A 20,301-nucleotide genomic window follows, 5' to 3' on the forward strand; every position below is an offset into this window, starting at 1 on the left:
CTCGATCAGCAGGTTGATAGAGCCGATCACCCGTGTTGAGGAAGCCTCAGCAACGAGAGTTCTTGTCTCGACGAATTAACGACGTCGATGTTGCGGTTAAGTTGCGTTGAGAGGATCTTCTCAAATGCTTCTTCCTCCTCATCCTTCCCGTTCCGCCATCAGCTGTGTGTGTCAACGAGCGAGTAGCTGGTGCTTCTGCCCCCGGCGGCATCTTTCTTAAGGATGCCATGTTCGATCAATTCCTCAATGTCCCTTGCCGCCGTCGCCTGGGAGACCTTCGTTAGCTTTGCCCACTTTGAGGACGTTAGCTTGCCCTCAAATCCATCGAACAGGCAATTAAGCACAGTTCGTTGACGTTCATTGAGCTGGCGAGCCGCATGACGATCCCAGAAGTCCGCTTTCTGGAGAATTCTCCCGAGAATGGCATCCGCGTTGTCAAAGGCGCGATCTAAGCAATCCAGGAACCACGCCATCCAATCGGTGATGTCGAGGTTTCCTTTCTGGATCCGCTCGAGAATTGAGTAGTAGTCGTTCCGCTCGCGCCGAATCTGCGCGGACATACTGTAAAACCTTTGCGGGCTCCGCTCTGATCTTGCCAGCGCAAGGTCAGCGATCGCACGCGCAATACGACCGTTGCCGTCTTCAAATGGATGGATGGTCACGAACCAAAGATGAGCGAGAGCGGCCTTCAACACGGGATCGATGCTAACGATATTACGGTTAAACCACTCCAAGAAGGTCTGCATCTGCGCATCGAGACGCTCGGCCGATGGAGCTTCATAGTGTACGCGCTCGCGACCCATCGGGCCCGAGACAACTTGCATGGGTCCAGTCTCGACCGTCCGCCACGCGCCGACGACTATCTTGGTCATACCGCTGCGCCCAGTGGGGAAGAGCGCGGCATGCCAGCCGAAGAGGCGTTCGGCAGTTAGCTCCTCGGCATAGTGTTCGGTGGCGTCGAGGATCATCTCGACCACGCCTTCGACGTACCGGTCGGCAGGGATAAGGCCCCCAATGTCCATACCAAGATGACGAGCGATGGAGGACCGAACCTGCGCATGATCGAGGATCTCACCCTCGATCTCACTCGACTTCACCACTTCTTCAGTGAGGGTCTGAAGAGTAGCCTCAGTTTTGAGGGGGAATCCGAGCCGCTCCATCCGGCCGAGCAGGCGGCCCTGCTTATGACGGACCGCCGCCAATCGGTCTGCAATCCGCTGCATATCCCAAGTGAATGTGGGCCAAGCAGGCAGTTCATGAATGTAGGCCATAATCTCATCATCTCTTGCAGAGATTATGCAAGCTAATCATTGCGCTGACAAGCTATTCTCTGCAACAAATGATGAGAAAATTGCCATAATCTCAGCAAGAGAATTCGGGGACCTGCGTAATGAGAGTCCGGAGAAGATAACCGTCTCGGGCGGGCGGTAATCGCTTCGAAGGGTTGGATCACACTTCGCCAGCGCCGGAGAAGAGCACCGTCGGCGGCGTTGCGCGGGGCGGCGGGAGGGACCGAACGCCTGGCGATCCCGGTCTGCTCTTCAGATCGTAACGCTGGGCGAGGTCGAGAAGCCGCCGCTTGGTGAATGGGTCGGCTTTCTCTGCTAGATCGCGCGCCCGCTGCGCAAAGCCACTATAGAACTCTTCCACGACGCCCCCCCGCAACATCACTGATAACCCGAATATCATTGCCGGATGCGCGTTCCGTCAAGGGCCTGCTGATGCGTCGGACGGATTTAAAGGATCTGCTTGAGCTCACGGCGCCAGAGAAACTAAGCTCACAGCGGAGGTGTAGCGCGGCAATCTGGGTAGGAAGCGCCTTCCATCCTGATCGCCGCGCGACACGGGGGGAAATCCGATCACAAGGCTCTACGCAAGCCGAAACCCTGTGCCCGACCTGCGGCAAGCCGATGACGGCCGTGCCTGACGACGAGGCGCCCGGCCGGCCGGGCTACGTCTGCCTCGCCTGCGGAGGCGATCCCCTGCACGATCCAGCTGCGCGGAAGTGGGCGGATAGCCCGCTGTGGCCGCCGTCCAAATAGCGCAACAACGAAACCGTCCCCGAGAGCTGGAGCCGACGGTCCTCTCATCTCGTCCAAATGCTTCGTCGTCGACTGCATTTCCAGCCTTGGTTTCATCAAACGAGCTGGCGGTGCTGTAGCAGCCGACGCCACCTCTAGGACGCAAATAAGGGCGCAGAAATATCAAATCAACGGCGGCGTTTCGCGTTGCCTTCGAGAGATGAACAAAGTTGTGATCGGACGCGTCTGTTGGTCAACGCTCGCCTCACATCACGAATCTCCAAGTGCATCCTCAAGGATGGCTTTCAATCGCGCAGCTCCCTTTGCCAGCTCGCCATCAAGATCTGATTTGACGGCAGCGGCATACTCCGCTCCGAGCTCAATGGGATGACCAGCGTCGTTCTGCTCCGGCGCACCTTGAGGCAGAAGCTGATAGGCCCTTATCCCGAGCGCATGGGTGTCATTGGCCCAAGCAGCGATGCGTGCCTCATCATAGGGAGCGGGCTCAACCGCCGGCAACGATGCACCGTCGATTGCGTCCGCATAGCTTCCCCACGAATAGGCCTGAAGGTCGATCAGAGAATCATCCCACATGCTGTGAAACGTCGATGCGCGCGTGTATGACGTTCCATCCGAGCGTTTGGCACGCAATATGACGTGCAACTTGTTACCACCCTGGTCGCCATCCCGTTCACTTGCGTGAAGCGGTTGCTCAAGATCACCCGCAAGATGAACCACCAGCTTGAGCGCACGCAGCCTGTCGTCCTTACTGCGCGAAGTGTCCTTTAACACCGCAATCGCCTCAGGCAGGCCCCGCACGATGCAAGTGCCCTGATTGTTTGCCTCATTGCAGTCCAGCGCGGAATCATAAGTGGCGCGGGCGACATCGATGTCGACGAAGTGCCAGCGATACGTGTTCTTCCCTTCTGCCGTGAACTTGTAGTCGTCAGCCCAGTTCGAGATCGACGCCAACGAGGTCTCTCCGATCAGGTCCTTGAGCTTGGTCGTGGCAGCCGGGGTGAGATGTCGCTGCGCGAGCTCAGCAATCACGGAATGCCCGAGCTGTCCCCACGCGAGCGCAGTCGACGTGCTGCCCGCCAGGATGGTAATGCAGGCGGGAAGTAGAACTCTAAGCTTTGTCACGGCAACCTCCAAAAAACGCATCGCATGTCAAACAGATGGTTGTGTCGGCTCTCGCCGCATCTCGCGGGCACGGCGGAACGTTTCCGCGGATTGGGCTGTCTCAACGCTTCCGATAGCGCTGCTCACCGCGCTCTGCCCTCGACCGGCGCCGGCGGATAGTTCTTCGAATCTGACTGACGAGATAAACGCCCCAAATGATCAGCATCTTGCCAACGCATTCCTTGCTCCCGCCAAGCCTTAAGGTACGTTGACAGGCGGCATGGCTTCCGTCGGACGCAACGCGACACTCTCACGCTGGTGTCCGCGCACGGCCAAGATAATTGCAAAGATGGCAAGGACAATCAGAGACCCACGCATGTCGAAAGGATACTCCCGAACTCTTATCGCAATTATGAAGCCGCTCACATCTACCTGGACGGAGGTTCTGGACCATCTTGTACGGCCAACGTCCAAGCAGCTTAAGTCGTATGCCAAGCCTTAAACGAGGCCTGCTGCTGCAACACGCCTCAGTCGTCTCGAGCAGTGTCCAAAAAATGCATTTTCAACGCGCAATAGCCGAAAAAGTGCGAGCAAGCGGGCTAACAACAGCCGCTCCAAACCTGCTCTGATTCGAAGCTGGCAGAGACAGCTGAGGCACTCATGCGCGAACATGATCTCATCTCAGGAAGCTTCCTGGGCCTGACTGGAGCGGGATTTGTCCTCCTGTGCGCAAGCCTGTTTGCATTCACCTTTTTATAGAGAACCGCTAGATCGGAGCCGGCGCGGATCAAGCCACAGTTACTTTGATGTTTCGGTCTGGGCAGAGACGTGCGCTGGCCTTCTGCTCTTCGACTTCTAATTGCAATGATTTTGTTTGAAGGCGCCGTCAGGCGGAGTCTTGATGCTCCCGACCAAGAGAGGAACCCGATTCGTCCGTTTTGAACATGAACATCGGATGACCCTCCTGGCAGCGGACGGGCGATGGTGGCGCAACTGTATACTAATCGAGGCGTCCGAAACTGGCGCCCGCGTTCTTATCGACGGATCGCCAGACGTGCTGCGATCACGGCATTTTTTCTTGCTGCTTTCAACGACTGGCTTGGCGTTTCGGCGCTGCGAATTGGTCAGGCTGGACGGTTCTGAGGCGGACATTCTGTTCAAAACCGGCAACGCACCTTGCTGAAGAGACGACGTGCGCACGGCCCGACTGGTTTTCCACCCTCACGCAATGGCCCGCACGGCGCCCGAGAACAGGCTGGCCGGGCGGCTCAAACCGTAGTGATCGCGCAGACTGCTGCCCGCATAATCACGGCGGAAGAGGCCGCGCTTGCGCAAGATCGGCACGACCTGTTCGGCGAACAGGTCGAACCCGCCCGGCAGCCACGGAGGCATGACGTTGAAACCGTCGGCTGCGCCGTTCTCGAACCAGGTCTGGATGTTGTCGGCGATCTTTTCCGGGGGGCCGGCGATGACCCAATGCCCGCGCGCACCGGCGAGGCGCTGCACCAGCTGGCGGATCGTGGGCTTTTCGCGATCGATGATGTCGACGATCAGCTTGAAGCGGCTGGCAACGCCATGCGCACCGTCGGTATCGATCAGGTGACGTGGGAAGGGGCCATCGAGATCAAAGCCGGCGAGGTCGAGCCCGGTCATCTGGCGGAGCTGGGCGAGCGAGAACTCCGGCTGGATCAGCGCGTTGAACTCGTCCTGAAGCCGGTCGGCCTCCGCTTGTGTGCTGGCGATGAACGGCGAGATGCCGGGCAGGATCTTGATCTGGTCAGGGCTGCGATCGAACGCACGCGCCTGCCGTTTGATGTCGGCATAGAACTCCTGCGCGCTCGCCAACGTCTGGTGCGCCGTGAAGATGGCCTCGGCAAAGCGCGCTGCGAAGGCGCGTCCGTCCTCGGAAGAGCCGGCCTGGACATAGACGGGCCGGCCCTGCGGCGTCCGTGAGACGTTGAGCGGGCCGCGCACGCGGAAGTATTTCCCTATATGGTCGATCGCGTGGATCTTGCTGGTATCAGCGAAAATGCCGGAGACGGGGTCATTGACGAGCGCATCGTCCTCCCAGCTGTCCCATAGCGCGGTGACGACATCGAGATATTCGCGCGCCCGCTCGTACCGCTCGTGATGCGGAGGATGCTCAGGCAGGCCGAAGTTCTGCGCTGCCTGTGGCGAGCTTGTCGTCACGATGTTCCATCCTGCACGCCCGCGGCTGAGGTGATCGAGCGACGCGAACAGCCGAGCGAGATTGTAGGGTTCGGTGTAGGTGGTTGAAGCGGTCGCGATCAGGCCGATGTGCGTGGTAGCCGACGCGATCGCGGCGAGAAGCGTGATCGGCTCGAGCCGGAAGCGCTGCGCGTAGCGGACGTTATCCGAGAGCACCGGCCCGTCGGCGAAGAAGACCGCGTCGAACTTGTGCGCTTCGGCGCGTTGCGCCAGTTCCTGATAGTAGGTGACGTCGAGAATGCGGTCCGTCGTCGAGGCCTTGTGCCGCCACGCGGCCTCGTGATGACCGTCCGGATAGATGAAGAAGTTGAGGGAAAGCTGGCGTTTGCTCATCATCTGGCTCGCAATGGTTGGTTATCTCCGGATCGCGGCGTCACCGCGCGCGTTGCAGTTGACTCTATGTCGATGCTCGCAAAGCTGTCGATGTAATGAATTTGCGTTGTTGTCGGCGAAGCGAGCATGAACGATACGAGCGCGTCGCTAGCGGGAGATGAGTGCGTTCGTGCTGGTGATCAAGGCAAATGAACCGCGTCGTTTCGTGCGTCCGTTGGCTCGATTTTGCTCGTCTTCGCGCATGTGAGGCGCTCGCATGGGCCGTCATGATCGCAAATCTTTCCGTGCTCGCCGTCCCAACGAAGCGATCATTGCGCGGCGCCGAAAACAACGCTGGTTTCGTTTCATTGACTGGAGCGCCATCGCTTTTACCATCGGCAACGTCCAAGCGAGGTCGTTCACCATGCGGCAATCCGATCCAAACATCGTTCGCAATGTGGCCCGGCTAATGGTGCTGTGCGCATCGCTTCGCACTGCGGCGATGGCGGAGAGCTGTACCGCCGGGATCCGCCTGCTGCCGACTGTCTAGCCGCCGACGTGATCCCCTAGGGCCAACCAGGAAACCACCCGTCACTGTCCGCCGCCGCCGGCATGACCGGCGTATGGCGGAGCTTTGTCCACGAATTCAATGAGAGATACGATCATGAGCAACCCGATCACCATCGACAACGTCATTCCGCGCGCCGATATCGTCAAACGTGCGGCCCGGCTCGGTGCCGAAATCCGGAACGTCAAATTATCAGGCGATTTGTCCGACGACGTCATTCGCGCCATCAATCATGTGCTGCTGGAGCACAAGGTCACCTTCTTCCGCAACCAGGGGCATCTCGACGATGCCGAGCAGGAGCGCTTTGCTATCAGGCTCGGTAAGCTCGTGCCGCATCCGACGGTCGGTGCGACCAAGGGCACTTCATCGATCCTGGAGCTCGATTCAGGTCGTGGCGGCGGTCGTGCAGACCAGTGGCACACGGACGTCACCTTCGTCGATGCCTATCCGAAAATCTCGGTGCTGCGTGGCGTTGTGATCCCGCCATACGGCGGCGATACCGTGTGGTCGAACACGGCGGCGGCCTATCTCGACCTGCCGGCGCCGCTGCGCAAGCTTGCCGACGAGCTCTGGGCGGTCCACAGCAACGCTTACGACTACGCGGTGAAGACGCCCGCGAGCGAAGCGGATCGCAAGCATTTCGACGAGGTTTTTACCGGCACGATCTATGAGACGGAGCATCCGGTCGTGCGGGTTCATCCCGAAACCGGCGAACGCACCCTGGTGCTCGGCAACTTCGTGCAGCGCTTCGTCGGCTTGCCGAAATATGATGGCCAGAAGCTGTTCGAGCTTTTCCAGTCCCACATCACCGCGCCCGAGAACACCGTACGCTGGACCTGGCAGGCCGGTGACCTCGCGATCTGGGACAACCGGGCAACCCAGCACTACGCCGTCAACGATTATGGCGATCAGCACCGCGTCGTCCGCCGCGCCACCATCGATGGGGAAGTGCCTGTCAGCGTCGACGGTCGTCACAGCGTGACGCGCGTCAAGGCGCCGAAGGCGCAGGCGCCCAAGGCCGCTTGATCTCCAACACTTGACCGGGTTTGACACATGAACTCTCTGTTTCAATTTTTTCAAGCGCGGCATCGTGCTGCACGGAGCGCCGCACGGCGGCTGCTTGTCAGCGCGCTGGCATTGGGCCTTGCCGCTCCCGCCTTCGCCGAGCCGCCGCTCGACAAGAGCGAGATCCGGTATCAGGGCTGGGCGGGGCAGGTGACCTTCATCGAGCTCGCCGACGACCTCGGCTATCTGGCGCCCCTGAAGCTGAAATGGGTCGGCAACACCATCAGCGGCCCACAGGACATCCAGACCGTGGTGACCGGGGATATCGACATCGGCGGGGCTTTCTACGGCGCGATCCTCAAGCTGATCGCGGCAAAGGCGCCCATCAAGGCCGTGGTCGGCTATTACGGCTCGGACGCCAACACCTATAACGGCTACTTCGTCAGGGACGACAGCCCAATCAAGACCGCGCGCGACCTGATCGGCAAGAAGGTCGCCGTCAATACGCTCGGTGCCCATCTGGAATTTGTGCTCCGCGAATATCTCGCCCGCAACGGCTTGACATCAGCGGAAGCCAAGCAGGTGACGCTGGTCGCGATCCCGCCGGTCAGCGGTGAACAGGCCTTACGCCAGGGCCAGGTCGAAGTGAGCACCCTTAGCGGCGTGCTGCGCGACAAGGCACTGGAGCGTGGCGGCATCCACTCGCTGTTCAACGACACCGGTCTGTTCGGCAATTTCACCGGCGGCTCCTACGTCCTGCGCGACAAGTTCATCAAGGACAATCCGGAGGCCTCACGCAAGCTGATCGAGGGCATTTCGCGCGCCATCGCTTGGGCGCAGTCGACGCCGCCCGAGGAGGTGCGCGCGCGCTTCGGGCGCATCATCGCGGAGCGCAAACGTAATGAGGACGCGACGCCGATCAAATACTGGAAGAGCACGGGCGTCGCGAGCAAAGGCGGGGTGATCTCGGATGCCGAGATCCAGGTGTGGATCGACTGGCTGGAGAAGGACGGTCTGTTCAAGCCGGGCCAGGTCAAGGCCTCCGAGACCTACACCAACGCCTTCAACTATTTCCGTCCCGGCAAGACGGCGGAGGCCCAGTGACCCAAGCGAGCCCGATCAAAATCAGCTTCGAACACGTCCGCAAGGAATTCGTGACGCGCGGCGAGGGAGGCGGCCCGTTGGGCCGTTTCACCGCCCTCGAGGACATCACGCTCGATGTTCGCACTGGTGAGTTCCTGGCCCTGGTCGGTCCCAGCGGCTGCGGGAAATCGACCCTGCTCGATCTGTTGGGTGGGCTGACGACGCCGACCAGCGGCCGCATCCTGCTCGACGGGCGGCAGATCAAAGGGCCCGGCCGCGACCGCGGCATCGTGTTCCAGCAATACGCGCTGTTTCCCTGGCGCACCGCCCTGGAGAATGTCGAGTTCGGGCTCGACATCGCCGGGCTGAAGGCCGCGCAGCGACGCGAGATCGCGCGGCATTTCCTCGACCTCGTTGGCCTGTCCGGATTTGCCAGCCGCTATCCGCACGAGCTCTCCGGCGGCATGAAGCAGCGCGTCGCGATTGCCCGCAGTCTTGCTTACGATCCCGAGGTGCTGCTGATGGACGAGCCGTTTGCCGCGTTGGATGCCCAGACGCGCGAGACGCTCCAGACCGAGCTGCTGCGGATCTGGCGCGCCACCGGCAAGACCATCGTCTTTATCACCCATGGCATAGACGAGGCCGTAGCGCTTGGCCAACGCGTGGCCGTGATGACCTCGCGCCCGGGCCGGATCAAGCAAATCTTCGACATTCCGGCCTCGCTGCGCAGCGAAGATGAGGACGTGCGTTCGCTGCCGGAGTTCGGTCAGGTCAGGCACGAGATATGGAGCCTGCTCCGGGAAGAGGTGCAGAAGGCGCAGCAGGGACAATCGAGCCGCCCCGCCGATGTCCGTCGCGGCAACAGTGACGTGAAGGAGATCGCGCATGTCTAGCCTTGAAACGCTGACGCTGCTGGAGCTCGCGCATGGGCGTCCGAACGCGTTGTCAGGCGGAGATCGCGCATCCCCACGGATCGCCGGCCGGCTTCATGCTGCCCTGCGCGCGCTCGGCGCATTGGGGCATCGCTCGCTGCTGCTCATCGTGCTGCTGTCGGTGTGGGAGGTTGCCCCGCGACTTGGGGTGGTCGATCCGGTATTCCTGCCGCCGTTCTCCGAGGTGATTGCCGCCGGCTGGCAGCTCGCACAGAGCGGCGAGCTCTATGACGACGTGTCAGCAAGCCTGCTGCGTGCCTTGAGCGGGTTTCTGATCTCGGTTGCCTTGATCGTTCCGCTTGGCCTTCTCGTCGGCTGGTACGCGCGGCTCGGCAATCTCCTGAACCAGTTCATCGAAATCTGCCGTAACACCGCGCCGCTGGCGCTGCTGCCGGTCTTCATCCTGCTGCTCGGCATCGGCGAGATGTCGAAGATCACGATGGTAATCTACAGTTGCGCCTGGCCGCTGCTGCTCAACACGATCGCCGCCGTCAAGCAGGTCGATCCGCTCCTGATCAAGTCGGCGCGCACCATGGGCGCGAGCCCGCAGCAATTGTTCCGCAAGGTCATTCTTCCGGCAGCGCTTCCGACCATCTTCGTCGGCATTCGCCTCGCCAGCGCCTCTGCCATGCTGGTGCTGGTCGCCTCCGAGATGGTCGGGGCGAAGGCGGGGCTCGGCTATCTCATCATCAACAGCCAGTACAGCTTCCTGATCCCGCAGATGTATTTCGGCATCCTGGGCATCACTGTGATCGGGCTGGCGTTCAACGCTGTGCTCGAGGTGATCGAGCGGCGCTTCATGCGCTGGAAGGCGCCGGTTTCGGCGTGAGCGCGCCAATTGTAATGGTTCGAACTTGGGGACGTGTTCAATGACCAACCAAATCCATCGCGCCGAGCGTAGGTCCGCACCTTCAGGATCGGTCGAATATGATGCAGACGTGCTGGTGCTGGGTGGCGGGCCCGCGGGCACCTGGGCAGCGGTAAGCGCGGCCGAACGCGGCGCGCGTGTTGTTCTCGCCGATAAGGGCTTTTGCGGCACCTCGGGCTCGACCGCGGCGGCGGGAACCGGCGTCTGGTACGTCGATCCCACGCCGACTGACCGCGAGGCGTCGATGGCGAGCCGCGAGAAGCTCGGCGGATATCTTCAGGACCGCCGCTGGATGGTCCGCACGCTCGATCTCACTTTTCAGCAGAGCAATCGCCTCGCCGAATGGGGCTATCCCTATCCCGTGGATGACCACGGCAAGTCGCAGCGCAACTCGCTGCAAGGCCCCGAATATATGCGCTTGATGCGCAAGCGGACCAAGCAGGCCGGCGTCACCGTCCTCGATCACAGCCCGGCGCTGGAATTATTGCTCGACGAGGCCGGGGCGGTTGCGGGCGCGAGCGGCCTGCGTCGCCAGAAGCAGGATCGCTGGACCGTGCGCGCCAAAGCGGTGGTGATTGCGACCGGCGGCTGTGCGTTTCTGAGCAAGACGCTAGGTTCGAACGTGCTCACCGGTGACGGCTATCTCATGGCCGCCGAAGCCGGCGCCGAATTCAGCAGCATGGAGTTTTCCAATCCCTACGCGATCTCGCCGGCGTTCGGCTCGGTCACCAAGACGCTGTTCTATGGCTGGGCCAACTTCACCTATGAAGACGGCAGCTGGTGCTGCATCCAAAGGCGGTCGTTCCGCGATTGCCCGAGCCCTGCTTCGGGGGGCCGGTCTATGCGCGGCTCGACAAGGCCGACGCGGACGTCCAGCTGCACATGCGGGCCTCGCAACCGAATTTCTTCCTGCCCTTCGACCGCACCGGAATCGATCCGTTCAAGGATCGTTTTCCGGTTACGCTGCGACTGGAAGGCACCGTGCGTGGCACCGGCGGCCTTCGCATCGTCGACGAGACCTGCGCAACCACCGTCCCCGGGCTCTATGCCGCCGGAGATGCGGCGACGCGCGAATTGATCTGCGGTGGCTTCACCGGCGGCGGCAGCCACAACGCCGCCTGGGCGATGACGTCGGGGACGCTGGCCGGGCAGGGCGCCGCGGACTACGCGCGGAAAGCCGCTGACGGTCGAGAGCTGTCCTCGGCTGGAACGGTCGGCCTCCGGAGCCGGTCGCGGCGCGCATTCGAGCCGGCCGCGCTGGCGCGAGCCGTCCAGGACGAGGTCTTCCCCTATGAGCTGAATTATTTCCGCGAGGCCTCACGGCTCGGTGGTGCGCTGGCGCGCCTCGATGCCGCCTGGCGCGATGTCTCGGAAGCAGGCGCTGCCGGCGCGGCCGAATTGCTCCGCACGCGTGAAAGCGCGGCGATGCTGGCCACAGCGCGATGGATGTACCGCAGCGCACTGGCGCGTCAGGAAAGCCGCGGCATGCATCGTCGTGACGATTTCCCCGAGCAGGACCATCGGCAGCGCCACTACCTGACATCGGGCGGCCTTGACGAAGTCTGGACCGCCGTCCGGCCCCATGCCGAGGCGGCTTACGCGGAGGCTGCGGAATGATCGAGGTCATCGATAGCGAGCGCTGCACCTCTTGCGACATTTGTGTCGCGGTATGTCCGACCAACGTATTCGACAAAACGGACGGGCTTCCGGTGATCGCGCGGCAGAGCGATTGCCAGACCTGCTTCCTCTGCGAGCTCTATTGTCCTGAGGACGCGCTCTACGTCTCCCCTTTTGCCGATGAGACAGAGCGGGTCGATCTTGTCACCGTCAAGGAGGCCGGGGTGATGGGCAGCTATCGCCGTGCCGTCGGCTGGACCGACGAGACGAGCAATCGGCGCAACGCTGATCGCAGCTACCTCCTCTTTGTGCATTGAGGACAGTGCATGCATTCGCTCCCGCTCCGCCATCAATGCGACTAACGTTGCGGCGTAGGTGCGTAACGCGATGGAGGCAACTTCGCTGGGATCGACGCATAGATCTGATAGAAACCGTCAATGACGGTCTACTCGCAACTCAAGAATTTCATATCCAGCGCCGGGCGAGGCTCGCCTGACCCCACAGTCCGCGCGCAGGGACTTCATCGAATTCAAATAACCAGTGGGAAGGAAGCGTCTCTCACTCTATTCTGTCAGAAACCCCGGCTATTCAAGCCTTAGAGCTCCTTGTAGATCGGGATCGTCTCGGTATGTGCATCGATGACTTCGATGACTTGTCGTTGCAGCGGGAGTTCTGTCTTGCGCTCCTTCCAAAGTTTCTTGAAGCGCTGCACCGTTTCCGCAGCCGTTTCGAGCGCAAGCGTCTCCGACATCTTCGCCTTGGCAGCCAGATGCGCCAGCTCGTCCTTTGAGAATTCGGCCATCTTCTTCGTGCGCGAATAGTTCAACGCCATCTTGTCGTCCGGGATGTACGCAATAGTCGAGAGCAGATCGTAGGCGGGCGACAGGACGGGTGTCCGCCCATCAGGGTAGATCAATGACCAGTTCTTCAGGTGCATGTCGGCGTTGCCGATCAGTGTGCTGAATACGAGTCGTCGGACGAACTCGGCGAGGTCGGCCTCACCAGTCTCAATGCCGAGGACACGCGCGATGCTTCGGTAATTCGCCTTGTCGTATTTTTCATCCGGAAAGACGCCGAATACCTGAGCGAAATCCTCCATGTGGACCGGAGCATCAGCCGTGCGGTCGAACCGCTTCACGGCAAACGCCCGCCCCTCGAGTTCGCCGATTCCGTCCGGAAGACCTTTGATTGCCTCGACGTCGATCAGTTGAAGCTCGGGCACATCCATGCCGATGTCCTTCGCCAGGGTCATCATGGAGTATTCGTTCTCAGGCACGCCGATATACTGATGTGACGGTAGCTTGACGATCCATGAACCGCCGACACCTTCGACCGGAATAGTGAGTCCGCCCTTCTTGGGATCATTCTTGAGCGCGGAGAACTTCAGCTGCACGCCCGCAAGCGAGAAGCGCATCATGTTCTGCCGTTTATCGGGCGTAAGATTCTCCTCGACCTGGGGGGGCAGCGCGTCTCCATCGGCCGGGTGGACCGACAGGGCACCCGGAAGGTCTCGGCCCAGCATCCACAGGAGGAAGAACTCGCGCCGTTCCTTCACGCCCGCCCGTTCCGCAAGATAGCGACGAAGCGGCCCTTCCGGCAGAAGATTGGAGAAGAATGGCGCGAGAACTTGTTGATACGGTTTGAACGAGGTGAGCAGATTCCCGAACGAGTCCTTGAAAGACAGGCTCAAGGTGGAACGGTGGGCGTCATCGATGTAGGTCTGATTGAAGGCGAGCAGCGAACGATCGCCCTGCACGAGTGTGAGAGTCGCGATCGGGGTATCGTGCAGGTGGACATTTAGAACGGATACGTCAGGCATCGTCGTCCTCATCGTCGAGAGCGTAGGCGGGGCGAGGGGCTTCTTCGGGATGAGCGACCCTGTTGCGTACACCCTGTAACGCGCCTGCAGAATCTTCCAGCAGAGCCCTGGGTATAGGTTCGACGCTATAGGGACGCAGGCTCTCGACGATATCTGAGACAAGTGCCAGGTCGGTTTTTGAAAGATGGACCTGTTTCAGAAAGCGAAAATATTCGGCGATGCGGTCGAGGGTGGCTGAACTGCCATAGCGTTTCCTTTGACCAGAGACGATGCGTTCGGCCTTGCTGAAGACATCCGACGATCCTTGTTCGGACGAGAATTCGGCAGCGTTTGATCGCAGTAAGCCCTCTATCGCGGGAAGAAGTTTCTTCGGCACAAGGACGAGCTCCAGGTCGAGCGCCCGCGCCATCTGCATGAAGCTCGACAGGCCCGGTTCGAGGCGACTGGTCTCGATTTGCGAGATGTGCGCCTGGGTCATACCCGCGCGGGCCGCCAGCGCGCGTTGGCTCATGCCCGCCTTTGCGCGCTGAGCGGAGGCGGCTTTGATGAGCTCTTCACTTTGGTAAGTCACAATATATTATCCTGATCAAATAAGTCATTCGATCTGTATTATATATCGAAACGCCGACATGTCTCAAGCTGACCGATCAGTATTGTTATCAAGCAGCCATCATGATAAGTAAAATTATCGATGAAGCGCGGACGAATTTCGCTTGCGCGCGGCCTTCGCCGGGCCGGCTCTTGACTAGGCCGCCCGGCCCAGGCCCTGCGGCGTTCCCGCCCGCGCAAGAAACTGCGAAAAACCTAGCTGCCTAGACGATCATCGCTGCCATAGCCGAGAGGCGAACGGATCCATCGTGGACCGATAACGAAAGAGACTTTGAGAGCCTCAGATCCATCAACCCGCTTTGCAAAGGCCGGAACTCATAAACACGAGGGAATTGCTTCCTTGCGAACCAAAATAAAGCCTCAGCGATCGCGGTGTGTTATGGTTTTTTGCAACAACCCAAAATATAACTAGCAAAATTAGCCTCTTAGTTTGGGTTCCATGAAGCGTAGCGATCTCAGCCGCACCATCCGGGAAACCCTAAAACGGCTTCCGCCACCCTACGATTCCCACTACGGGATCGTTCCACCGGCACCTCCAGAGGACGGCGTATTCGCCCCCGGTGCAGCGAAAGCCCTGGAAGCGGCACAAGCGGCATTCGGGACGGTCAACGCCATCCTTACCAGGCGCGAGGCGGTCAGTTCCTCGTCGATCGAAGGCACCCAGAGCACTCTCGACGAACTGCTTTCCGTCGAAGAGACGGGCGATGACGGCGCCCGCAACGAGGCACGCCAGGTCTGCAGCTACGCCGTCGCCCTCGATAGGTTTGTCCCGCGGGCCACCGAGCTTGGCTACGGCGTCTTCACTATTGATCGATCAAGGATCTCCATCGCGCGTGATGAAGGACGACCCGGATTATCAGGACGATCCCGGCGACTTCCGAACGCGCGTAGTCTGGATCGGCGGGGACAAAGACATCGCATATTCAAGTATAAATCCTCCCCCCCCACCCGACGTGCCAGATTGCCTCGCTCAGGCGGTCGACTACCTCCGGAACGAGGGCATGCAGCAGATGACTCAAGGGTTCATCACGCGCATGGCCATTGCGCACGCCCATTTCGAAGCGGTACACCCCTTTCGCGCCGGCAACGGTCGCGTGGGTCGTCTCCTCCTCCCGCTCATGATGGCGGCGGAGAAGCGTGTACCGCTGTACCTTTCTCCCTACATCGAAAGCAAGAAGGGCACGTACTACGCATCCCTCAAGAACGCCCAGCAGCGGCTCGACTGGGAGCCGATCATCACGTTCATGGCCGACGCCGTGACCGCCACCGTTGAAGAGCTCATCCGCACCCGGCAGGCGCTGTCGGAGTTGTCCGAACGCTGGAGGGGTCGCCGGAAATTCCGTAAGGGTTTCTGCGGCTCTTCGGGCGCTGGACGAGCTTCACAACTATCCGGTCGTGACGGCGAAACGGCTCCGCGAACTTCTCGACATCTCTACCGCCCAGATCAACCAGGGCATCGCGCAGCTGGAAGAGGTGGGCATCCTACGGGAGCGGACCGGCTACGCGCGCAACCGCGTACGCCGCCTCGGAGGCGCTTGCCATCATCAACCGCCCGTTCGGCGAAGAGCCGGTTCTCGCAAACGTCAGTCCCGAGGTCGGTCCTGACAAGATCTCGGTCGGCCCCAAGGGGCCATAGAGCGAATTCCGGAAGATGGCTGCGGCTCAGAATCGAAGAGGCGCTCCGGCTGCTTCATCGAAATAAATCCGTTCTCTTATGCCGGTATTGGCGGATGAAAAATTTAGAACTGGCAAATTTGGAACTATGGGCAGGCAAACTATGCCGCGAGAGCTAAGCGGATCGTCCAGGTGGTCCACGGCCATGGATGCTCGCGTCATGTTCAACCGCGGCCTTCTTCGCATCCGTCGCAACTGGCCGACCACTGTCCACGCCGCCGGCCTTTATTCGGTATTGGCTATCCGTTGAGCCTACGGCTGGCCGTCTGACAACGAACTCGGCCCCCGCAACCGAATTGCTGCCGGAGCCGGAATTCACCTCGTCCAAATGCTTTCGCCATCAAACTGCAATCCCACGCCTCGTTCCATCGAACGTGGCTCACGGTGCTGTCGACGCAGATCAAGGCGCGCAGGCTCGGAGTGCCGAGGAGTCCGGGGGTGCAACGTAACAGTGCCGGGGACCACGCTCGTGCCGATCGGCAGAATTCAACCTGCGTCTCGGCATGTCGCTTTGAACAGCGTCAACATCGCATCGGCCCACATAGCGGTGCCCATTCCGCAATGCGTCCGTCTGATCGTATTGCGGTCTTTTTCGAATGAACTCAGAGCCTTGATTTAGGCTGCTTCTCCTATGAGTCTCTTCGCGGCCTGAGTTAGGAGGCCCGATCTCGTAAAGCCGTGCGCTTCAGCATATTTGTCGATCTGATTCAGAACGTCCTCAGGAAGGGTGACATTCACACGTATAGCCTTTGGTTGTTCGGGTTTGACCGACACCAAAATAGCTACCCCAGTTCGATGATCAGGATCTGCCATAACATCCTCTAGAGTAGAGGGCTCCGGAATGGCTTCTCCATCTTCAGCAAGACCCTCGATATGAAGGGTGAGGGCTTCCTCTGCCATAGCACGAGCGTCATCAAGGCTTTTGCCTGCCGTGATCACTCCGGGGAAGTCTGGAAATGAGACGCCGAAATCGCTGTCGGCATCCTTATGGATAAGACCAATATAGTTACGCATGGCGCTTACCTCAGTTTGAGACCTGACTGCTTTTCAATACTCTTCAGTGTCCCGAGTGGGACATCCCGTTCGGGGTGCGGAACAATTACGCGACCCTTCTTGAATGGATGTTTGAACTGCACATGGCTGCCTTTCCGGCCCACCTCAAACCATCCATCCCCTTGAAGGATCGAGATAATTTCCCGGCTTTTCATAGTGTGTATTTATACACACTATGTGTAGACTGTCAACCCAATGGTAACCGGTATGAGCTCCCACGTCTGCAGTGATCAGCCTGTGCGAGCGTAGCGGGTCGGCATCCAGTACTGACGCATGGCCTCGACGACGTCCGGAATGTCGGCATGGGCGTTGCGCAGGAATTCCTCGGTCTCGCGGCCTTTCCTTGGTGGTCCAAGCAGTGGACGCCCTTGATCGTCGACGCAATGCAGCAGGATGGGCAGGAGCAAGCCGTGGTGTATGTTGCTGACGTCGAGCAGTGGGCCCCAGGCTGATAGTCGCAACCGCATGGCGGCATGGAATCCCTGACACCACGGCCGCGCATCAACGTCGCCATTCGGCTTGCGGCCATGGACCGGTGCGAACCGATGTGGTGCGGTGGAAAGAACATTACTGATGTCGTTGTGGCGCAGCGCGACGGCCGAAATCGCGGCGAACTCCGGCGTGCCGCCATGGTTGAATGCGTCGGCGTCGATGGCGAGCAGCGGACAGATCCAGTCGAGCGGACTCATCGACACCGGCCCGGCCACGATCGCGGCGACATAGCCGTCGAGCATGGGAAGACTGGTGGCGACGGGATGCTGCTCGGCACGAGCCTGTAGCCAAGGCTCAAGTTCGTCGAGCGGCATCGCGGCTGCCGCCATCGATGATGAAGATGATGAACGGCGGCGGCGGGTCATGCGGCCACCCGTGCGCTGAGCTCGCGGGTCGCCTTCCAGTTCCAGGGGAGAAGTTCGTGCAGCTGGTGGCTCTTGGTCTGACCGGAGACGATGCGCTCCAGCACATCGGCCAGATAGGCCTGCGGATCGAGTTCGTGGAGCTTTGCCGTATTGACCAGCGACGCAAGGATTGCCCAGCTCTCGGCGCCGCCCTCGCTGCCGCTGAACAATGAGTTACGGCGCCCCATCGCAATCGGGCGCATTGAACGCTCGACGGTGTTGCTGTCGACCTCGACGCGGCCATCGCGGAGAAATAGCGTCAGTCCGTCCCAGTGATTGAGCGTATAGTTGATGGCCTCCACTAGCTTCGATTGGGAGAACAGGTGGTCGAGCATCGAGGTCAGTCGCGCCTTCAGCACCTCCATCAGCGGTGCGGACCTGGTGCGGCGGGCGGCAAGCCGCTGTTCGGCGCTCAAGCCACGGATCTCGGCCTCGATGGCGTAGACCGCTTGCAGGCGCTCGATCACTTCGTGAGCGAACGGCGACTGCATCGTCTTGTACACCTCGACGAATTTGCGTCGGGCATGCGCGAGACAAAAAGCCAGCTGGATCGCCCCGCCTTGACCGCGGGCAAGCGCTTTGTAGGCGGCATAGCCATCCACCTGCAGAATGCCGGAGAAGCCGGCCAATTGCCCGGCGATCTCCTCGGTGCCGCGGCCATCCGCAAACACATAGGCGACCGCCGGCGGCGATGGGCCACCCCATGGGCGATCATCCATCGCATGCGCCCAGAACTGGCAGATACGAGTGCGATGTCGTCCGGGATCGAGCACCGGCATCGGCGTCTCGTCGCAGAACAGCCGCGGCGAAGCCTGGATCGTCCGCAGCTGAAGCTCATAAAGACTCTTAAGCCACCATGCCGCACGCTTCACCCAGCCGGCGAGCGTCGCGCGGTCGAGATGAAGGCCCTGACCGGCCAGGATCTGCACCTGGCGGTACAGCGGCAGATACCAGGCGAACTTCGAGATCACCACGTGAGCCACGAGTGCCGTCGATGCCATGCCGCTGTCGATCAGACGCGGCAGCACCTTCGCCTGCACCACGCCGTCGGTGCAGCCGCGGCAGGCGTATTTGGGACGAATCGTGCGCAGTACCCGCAGGATCGCCGGGATCACGTCCAGTACCTCGCTCACATCCTCGCCGATCCGGTGCAGAAGGCCCTGGCAGCACGGGCACGCTGTCGTGTCTGGCTCGAGCACCTGCTCGCAGCGAGGCAAATGCTTGGGTAGCGCGCCGATGTTGCGCCTCGCCTTCTTGCGCGGCTTCCCAGCCGGCTTCGTCGCAGGCAAATCGTCGTTGGCTGGCGCAGGTGATGTGACGCCAGTCGCGAGATCGTCCAGTTCGAGCGCGAGCTGCTCGGCCACGATCGCCGCCAGCCGCTCTGAGCGCTTGCCGAAGATCATCTCCTTCAGCGTCTGCATCGCCACACGTAGCTTCTCGTTCTCGGCGTCAAGCGCGAGCACCATCTCGGCCAGAGCCGCTGCATCGGTCGGAAGAGCTTCGGGACGAATCGCCATGATCGAACGATATATCCGCCCATCACAGGCTCCAGCAAAATCTTCGCCTCTCAGCCGACAACGGCCGGCTGCTTCACAGGCTTGTGTGAAACACGCGTCCACTCAAGTCCGTCGAGCAGCATCGCGAGTTGTGTCGCACTCAGATGCACCACGCCGTCGCGGACCGGCGGCCAGGTGAAGTGTCCCTGGTGCAGCCACTTCGTCACCAGCACCATGCCGCTACCATCCCATGCCAGAAGCTTCACTCTGTCCGCGCGCTTGCTGCGGAACACGAAGATGTCGCCGCAATACGAGGTTCGCGTGCAACGCTTCGCTCACCAGCGCCGACAGCGTGTGCACCGACTTGCGAAAGTCGACTGGCTGTGCCGCCAGCACCACCTTGAGGTCAGACCGTAATGCAATCAACGGATGCCCCGAAGCGCCGATAGCACTGTCGAAAGCGTCGCCAGCTCCACTCCGGGCTCGACCCGGATGCGTGCCCCGCCCAGCTCGATCTCGATCATTCCGCCAAGCTTGCCTGGAGCCGATGCCATCTGCGGCGGCACCTTATGCGCGCACGCTAACCGGTCCGACTCGTCTGCCGTCGCCGGACCGCTCTCGGAAGCGATCCGGACCGGCACGAAGCCTGGCGCCTGAAAGCTCACTGCCGTCGCGAACTTGCGCCGCCACACCGTCAGCAACCCACGGACAACGCCATGGCGCCGAGCGACCTCGGAAATATTGGCCCCTTCCTCGAAGCTCTCGGCCACGATCCGAGCCTTCTCTTCAGCCGTCCAGCGCCGTCGTCGACGCTGCCCTGTGATCACCTCGATCCGACGATAGGAGCCGCTTTCCTGCCTGGCATCAAGCCTGGCTTCATGCATGGCATCTGCCATAGCCCACCTCCAAAAAACAGTTCATGCCAGGCTGTATCGCAGCTCATTCGCGCGATGCCCAGGTGGGGGCTCATGCCGGTTACACCCAATGTTGACCCCAG

The 20,301-nt window shown here is 60.8% G+C and carries 18 protein-coding genes and 3 pseudogenes; 9 read left to right on the top strand and 12 right to left on the bottom strand.

The features are described from left to right. Window positions 1-158: 158 nt before the first annotated feature. The 4 genes from X268_RS38000 to X268_RS38020 form a co-directional block, all read right to left on the bottom strand. Entirely contained in the window at window positions 159-1,271 is a 1,113-nt protein-coding gene (locus X268_RS38000) for a Fic family protein (protein ID WP_128929943.1), read from the bottom strand. 178 nt (window positions 1,272-1,449) lie between these two features. Further along, window positions 1,450-1,650 carry a hypothetical protein gene (locus X268_RS40475; RefSeq protein WP_128929944.1) on the bottom strand — a complete coding sequence of 67 codons (201 nt, stop codon included), beginning with the start codon at window positions 1,648-1,650 and terminating at the stop codon, window positions 1,450-1,452. A gap of 641 nt (window positions 1,651-2,291) precedes the next feature. Beyond that, window positions 2,292-3,164 (bottom strand): S1/P1 nuclease, encoded by an 873-nt coding sequence (locus tag X268_RS38010; protein WP_164934264.1) that lies wholly within the window; start codon window positions 3,162-3,164, stop codon window positions 2,292-2,294. A gap of 1,200 nt (window positions 3,165-4,364) precedes the next feature. Further along, window positions 4,365-5,708, bottom strand: coding sequence for an LLM class flavin-dependent oxidoreductase (locus tag X268_RS38020; protein WP_128929947.1), 1,344 nt, complete (start codon window positions 5,706-5,708; stop codon window positions 4,365-4,367). A gap of 253 nt (window positions 5,709-5,961) precedes the next feature. Between X268_RS38020 and X268_RS38025 the strand changes: the two genes are divergently transcribed. The 7 genes and pseudogenes from X268_RS38025 to X268_RS38055 all read left to right on the top strand — a co-directional run bounded on the left by X268_RS38025 (window position 5,962) and on the right by X268_RS38055 (window position 12,074). Then, window positions 5,962-6,234 (top strand): hypothetical protein, encoded by a 273-nt coding sequence (locus X268_RS38025; protein WP_128929948.1) that lies wholly within the window; start codon window positions 5,962-5,964, stop codon window positions 6,232-6,234. A gap of 114 nt (window positions 6,235-6,348) precedes the next feature. Further along, window positions 6,349-7,278, top strand: a complete 930-nt coding sequence (locus X268_RS38030) for a TauD/TfdA dioxygenase family protein (protein WP_128929949.1) — start codon at window positions 6,349-6,351, stop codon at window positions 7,276-7,278. 27 nt (window positions 7,279-7,305) lie between these two features. After that, a complete protein-coding gene (locus X268_RS38035) occupies window positions 7,306-8,361 on the top strand; it encodes an ABC transporter substrate-binding protein (RefSeq protein ID WP_128929950.1) in 1,056 nt (351 codons plus the stop codon). Next, the gene (locus tag X268_RS38040) at window positions 8,358-9,233 is read left to right on the top strand and encodes an ABC transporter ATP-binding protein (RefSeq protein WP_206733218.1); all 876 of its coding nucleotides are present in this window, start codon (window positions 8,358-8,360) and stop codon (window positions 9,231-9,233) included. The genes X268_RS38035 and X268_RS38040 overlap by 4 nt, the downstream gene beginning before the upstream one ends. Then, on the top strand, window positions 9,226-10,101 hold the full coding sequence (locus tag X268_RS38045; protein ID WP_128929951.1) for an ABC transporter permease: 876 nt from the start codon (window positions 9,226-9,228) through the stop codon (window positions 10,099-10,101). The genes X268_RS38040 and X268_RS38045 overlap by 8 nt, the downstream gene beginning before the upstream one ends. Before the next feature lie 40 nt (window positions 10,102-10,141). Beyond that, a pseudogene (locus tag X268_RS38050) lies at window positions 10,142-11,757 on the top strand (FAD-dependent oxidoreductase). Beyond that, complete coding sequence (locus tag X268_RS38055; RefSeq protein ID WP_128929952.1) at window positions 11,754-12,074, top strand: 4Fe-4S dicluster domain-containing protein; 321 nt, start codon at window positions 11,754-11,756, stop codon at window positions 12,072-12,074. Before X268_RS38050 ends, X268_RS38055 begins: the two are co-directional and overlap by 4 nt. 278 nt (window positions 12,075-12,352) lie before the next feature. Here X268_RS38055 and X268_RS38060 read toward each other — a convergent pair whose 3' ends face one another. Further along, window positions 12,353-13,576 carry a type II toxin-antitoxin system HipA family toxin gene (locus X268_RS38060; RefSeq protein WP_128929953.1) on the bottom strand — a complete coding sequence of 408 codons (1,224 nt, stop codon included), beginning with the start codon at window positions 13,574-13,576 and terminating at the stop codon, window positions 12,353-12,355. Then, window positions 13,569-14,087, bottom strand: a complete 519-nt coding sequence (locus tag X268_RS38065; RefSeq protein ID WP_249798546.1) for a helix-turn-helix domain-containing protein — start codon at window positions 14,085-14,087, stop codon at window positions 13,569-13,571. The genes X268_RS38060 and X268_RS38065 overlap by 8 nt, the downstream gene beginning before the upstream one ends. Window positions 14,088-14,624: 537 nt before the next feature. Between X268_RS38065 and X268_RS40480 the strand changes: the two are divergent. Then, a pseudogene (locus tag X268_RS40480) lies at window positions 14,625-14,885 on the top strand (Fic/DOC family N-terminal domain-containing protein); the annotation flags it as partial. A gap of 136 nt (window positions 14,886-15,021) precedes the next feature. Beyond that, a complete protein-coding gene (locus X268_RS40485) occupies window positions 15,022-15,978 on the top strand; it encodes a Fic family protein (protein WP_245478040.1) in 957 nt (318 codons plus the stop codon). A gap of 496 nt (window positions 15,979-16,474) precedes the next feature. On the opposite strand, the gene X268_RS38075 is transcribed toward X268_RS40485, so the two are convergent. The 6 genes and pseudogenes from X268_RS38075 to tnpA all read right to left on the bottom strand — a co-directional run bounded on the left by X268_RS38075 (window position 16,475) and on the right by tnpA (window position 20,200). Continuing rightward, window positions 16,475-16,873, bottom strand: coding sequence for a type II toxin-antitoxin system HicB family antitoxin (locus X268_RS38075; RefSeq protein WP_128929955.1), 399 nt, complete (start codon window positions 16,871-16,873; stop codon window positions 16,475-16,477). A 5-nt stretch (window positions 16,874-16,878) separates the two neighbouring features. Further along, window positions 16,879-17,067: a type II toxin-antitoxin system HicA family toxin gene (locus tag X268_RS38080; protein WP_128929956.1), complete on the bottom strand. Its 189-nt coding sequence runs from the start codon at window positions 17,065-17,067 to the stop codon at window positions 16,879-16,881. A 75-nt stretch (window positions 17,068-17,142) separates the two neighbouring features. Further along, on the bottom strand, window positions 17,143-17,769 hold the full coding sequence (locus X268_RS38085) for a UPF0149 family protein (protein WP_232995571.1): 627 nt from the start codon (window positions 17,767-17,769) through the stop codon (window positions 17,143-17,145). After that, window positions 17,766-19,325, bottom strand: coding sequence for an IS66 family transposase (gene tnpC, locus X268_RS38090; RefSeq protein WP_128929539.1), 1,560 nt, complete (start codon window positions 19,323-19,325; stop codon window positions 17,766-17,768). The genes X268_RS38085 and tnpC overlap by 4 nt, the downstream gene beginning before the upstream one ends. A 50-nt stretch (window positions 19,326-19,375) precedes the next feature. Further along, window positions 19,376-19,730: pseudogene (tnpB, locus tag X268_RS38095) on the bottom strand (IS66 family insertion sequence element accessory protein TnpB). Beyond that, entirely contained in the window at window positions 19,727-20,200 is a 474-nt protein-coding gene (gene tnpA, locus X268_RS41065) for an IS66-like element accessory protein TnpA (RefSeq protein ID WP_128929538.1), read from the bottom strand. Before tnpA ends, tnpB begins: the two are co-directional and overlap by 4 nt. Window positions 20,201-20,301: the final 101 nt, after the last annotated feature.

The organism is Bradyrhizobium guangxiense (genome assembly GCF_004114915.1).
Taxonomy (GTDB): domain Bacteria; phylum Pseudomonadota; class Alphaproteobacteria; order Rhizobiales; family Xanthobacteraceae; genus Bradyrhizobium; species Bradyrhizobium guangxiense.

Bases quoted from the DNA above. Each gene is read 5' to 3' on its own strand.
- X268_RS38000 (WP_128929943.1), bottom strand. From the start codon at position 1,271: ATGGCCTACATTCATGAACTGCCTGCTTGGCCCACATTCACTTGGGAT.
- X268_RS38020 (WP_128929947.1), bottom strand. From the start codon at position 5,708: ATGATGAGCAAACGCCAGCTTTCCCTCAACTTCTTCATCTATCCGGAC.
- X268_RS38025 (WP_128929948.1), top strand. From the start codon at position 5,962: ATGGGCCGTCATGATCGCAAATCTTTCCGTGCTCGCCGTCCCAACGAA.
- X268_RS38030 (WP_128929949.1), top strand. From the start codon at position 6,349: ATGAGCAACCCGATCACCATCGACAACGTCATTCCGCGCGCCGATATC.
- X268_RS38035 (WP_128929950.1), top strand. From the start codon at position 7,306: ATGAACTCTCTGTTTCAATTTTTTCAAGCGCGGCATCGTGCTGCACGG.
- X268_RS38045 (WP_128929951.1), top strand. From the start codon at position 9,226: ATGTCTAGCCTTGAAACGCTGACGCTGCTGGAGCTCGCGCATGGGCGT.
- X268_RS38055 (WP_128929952.1), top strand. From the start codon at position 11,754: ATGATCGAGGTCATCGATAGCGAGCGCTGCACCTCTTGCGACATTTGT.
- X268_RS38060 (WP_128929953.1), bottom strand. From the start codon at position 13,576: ATGCCTGACGTATCCGTTCTAAATGTCCACCTGCACGATACCCCGATC.
- X268_RS38065 (WP_249798546.1), bottom strand. From the start codon at position 14,087: ATGAGCCAACGCGCGCTGGCGGCCCGCGCGGGTATGACCCAGGCGCAC.
- X268_RS40485 (WP_245478040.1), top strand. From the start codon at position 15,022: ATGAAGGACGACCCGGATTATCAGGACGATCCCGGCGACTTCCGAACG.
- X268_RS38075 (WP_128929955.1), bottom strand. From the start codon at position 16,873: ATGCGTAACTATATTGGTCTTATCCATAAGGATGCCGACAGCGATTTC.
- X268_RS38080 (WP_128929956.1), bottom strand. From the start codon at position 17,067: ATGAAAAGCCGGGAAATTATCTCGATCCTTCAAGGGGATGGATGGTTT.
- X268_RS38085 (WP_232995571.1), bottom strand. From the start codon at position 17,769: ATGACCCGCCGCCGCCGTTCATCATCTTCATCATCGATGGCGGCAGCC.
- tnpC (WP_128929539.1), bottom strand. From the start codon at position 19,325: ATGGCGATTCGTCCCGAAGCTCTTCCGACCGATGCAGCGGCTCTGGCC.
- tnpA (WP_128929538.1), bottom strand. From the start codon at position 20,200: ATGGCAGATGCCATGCATGAAGCCAGGCTTGATGCCAGGCAGGAAAGC.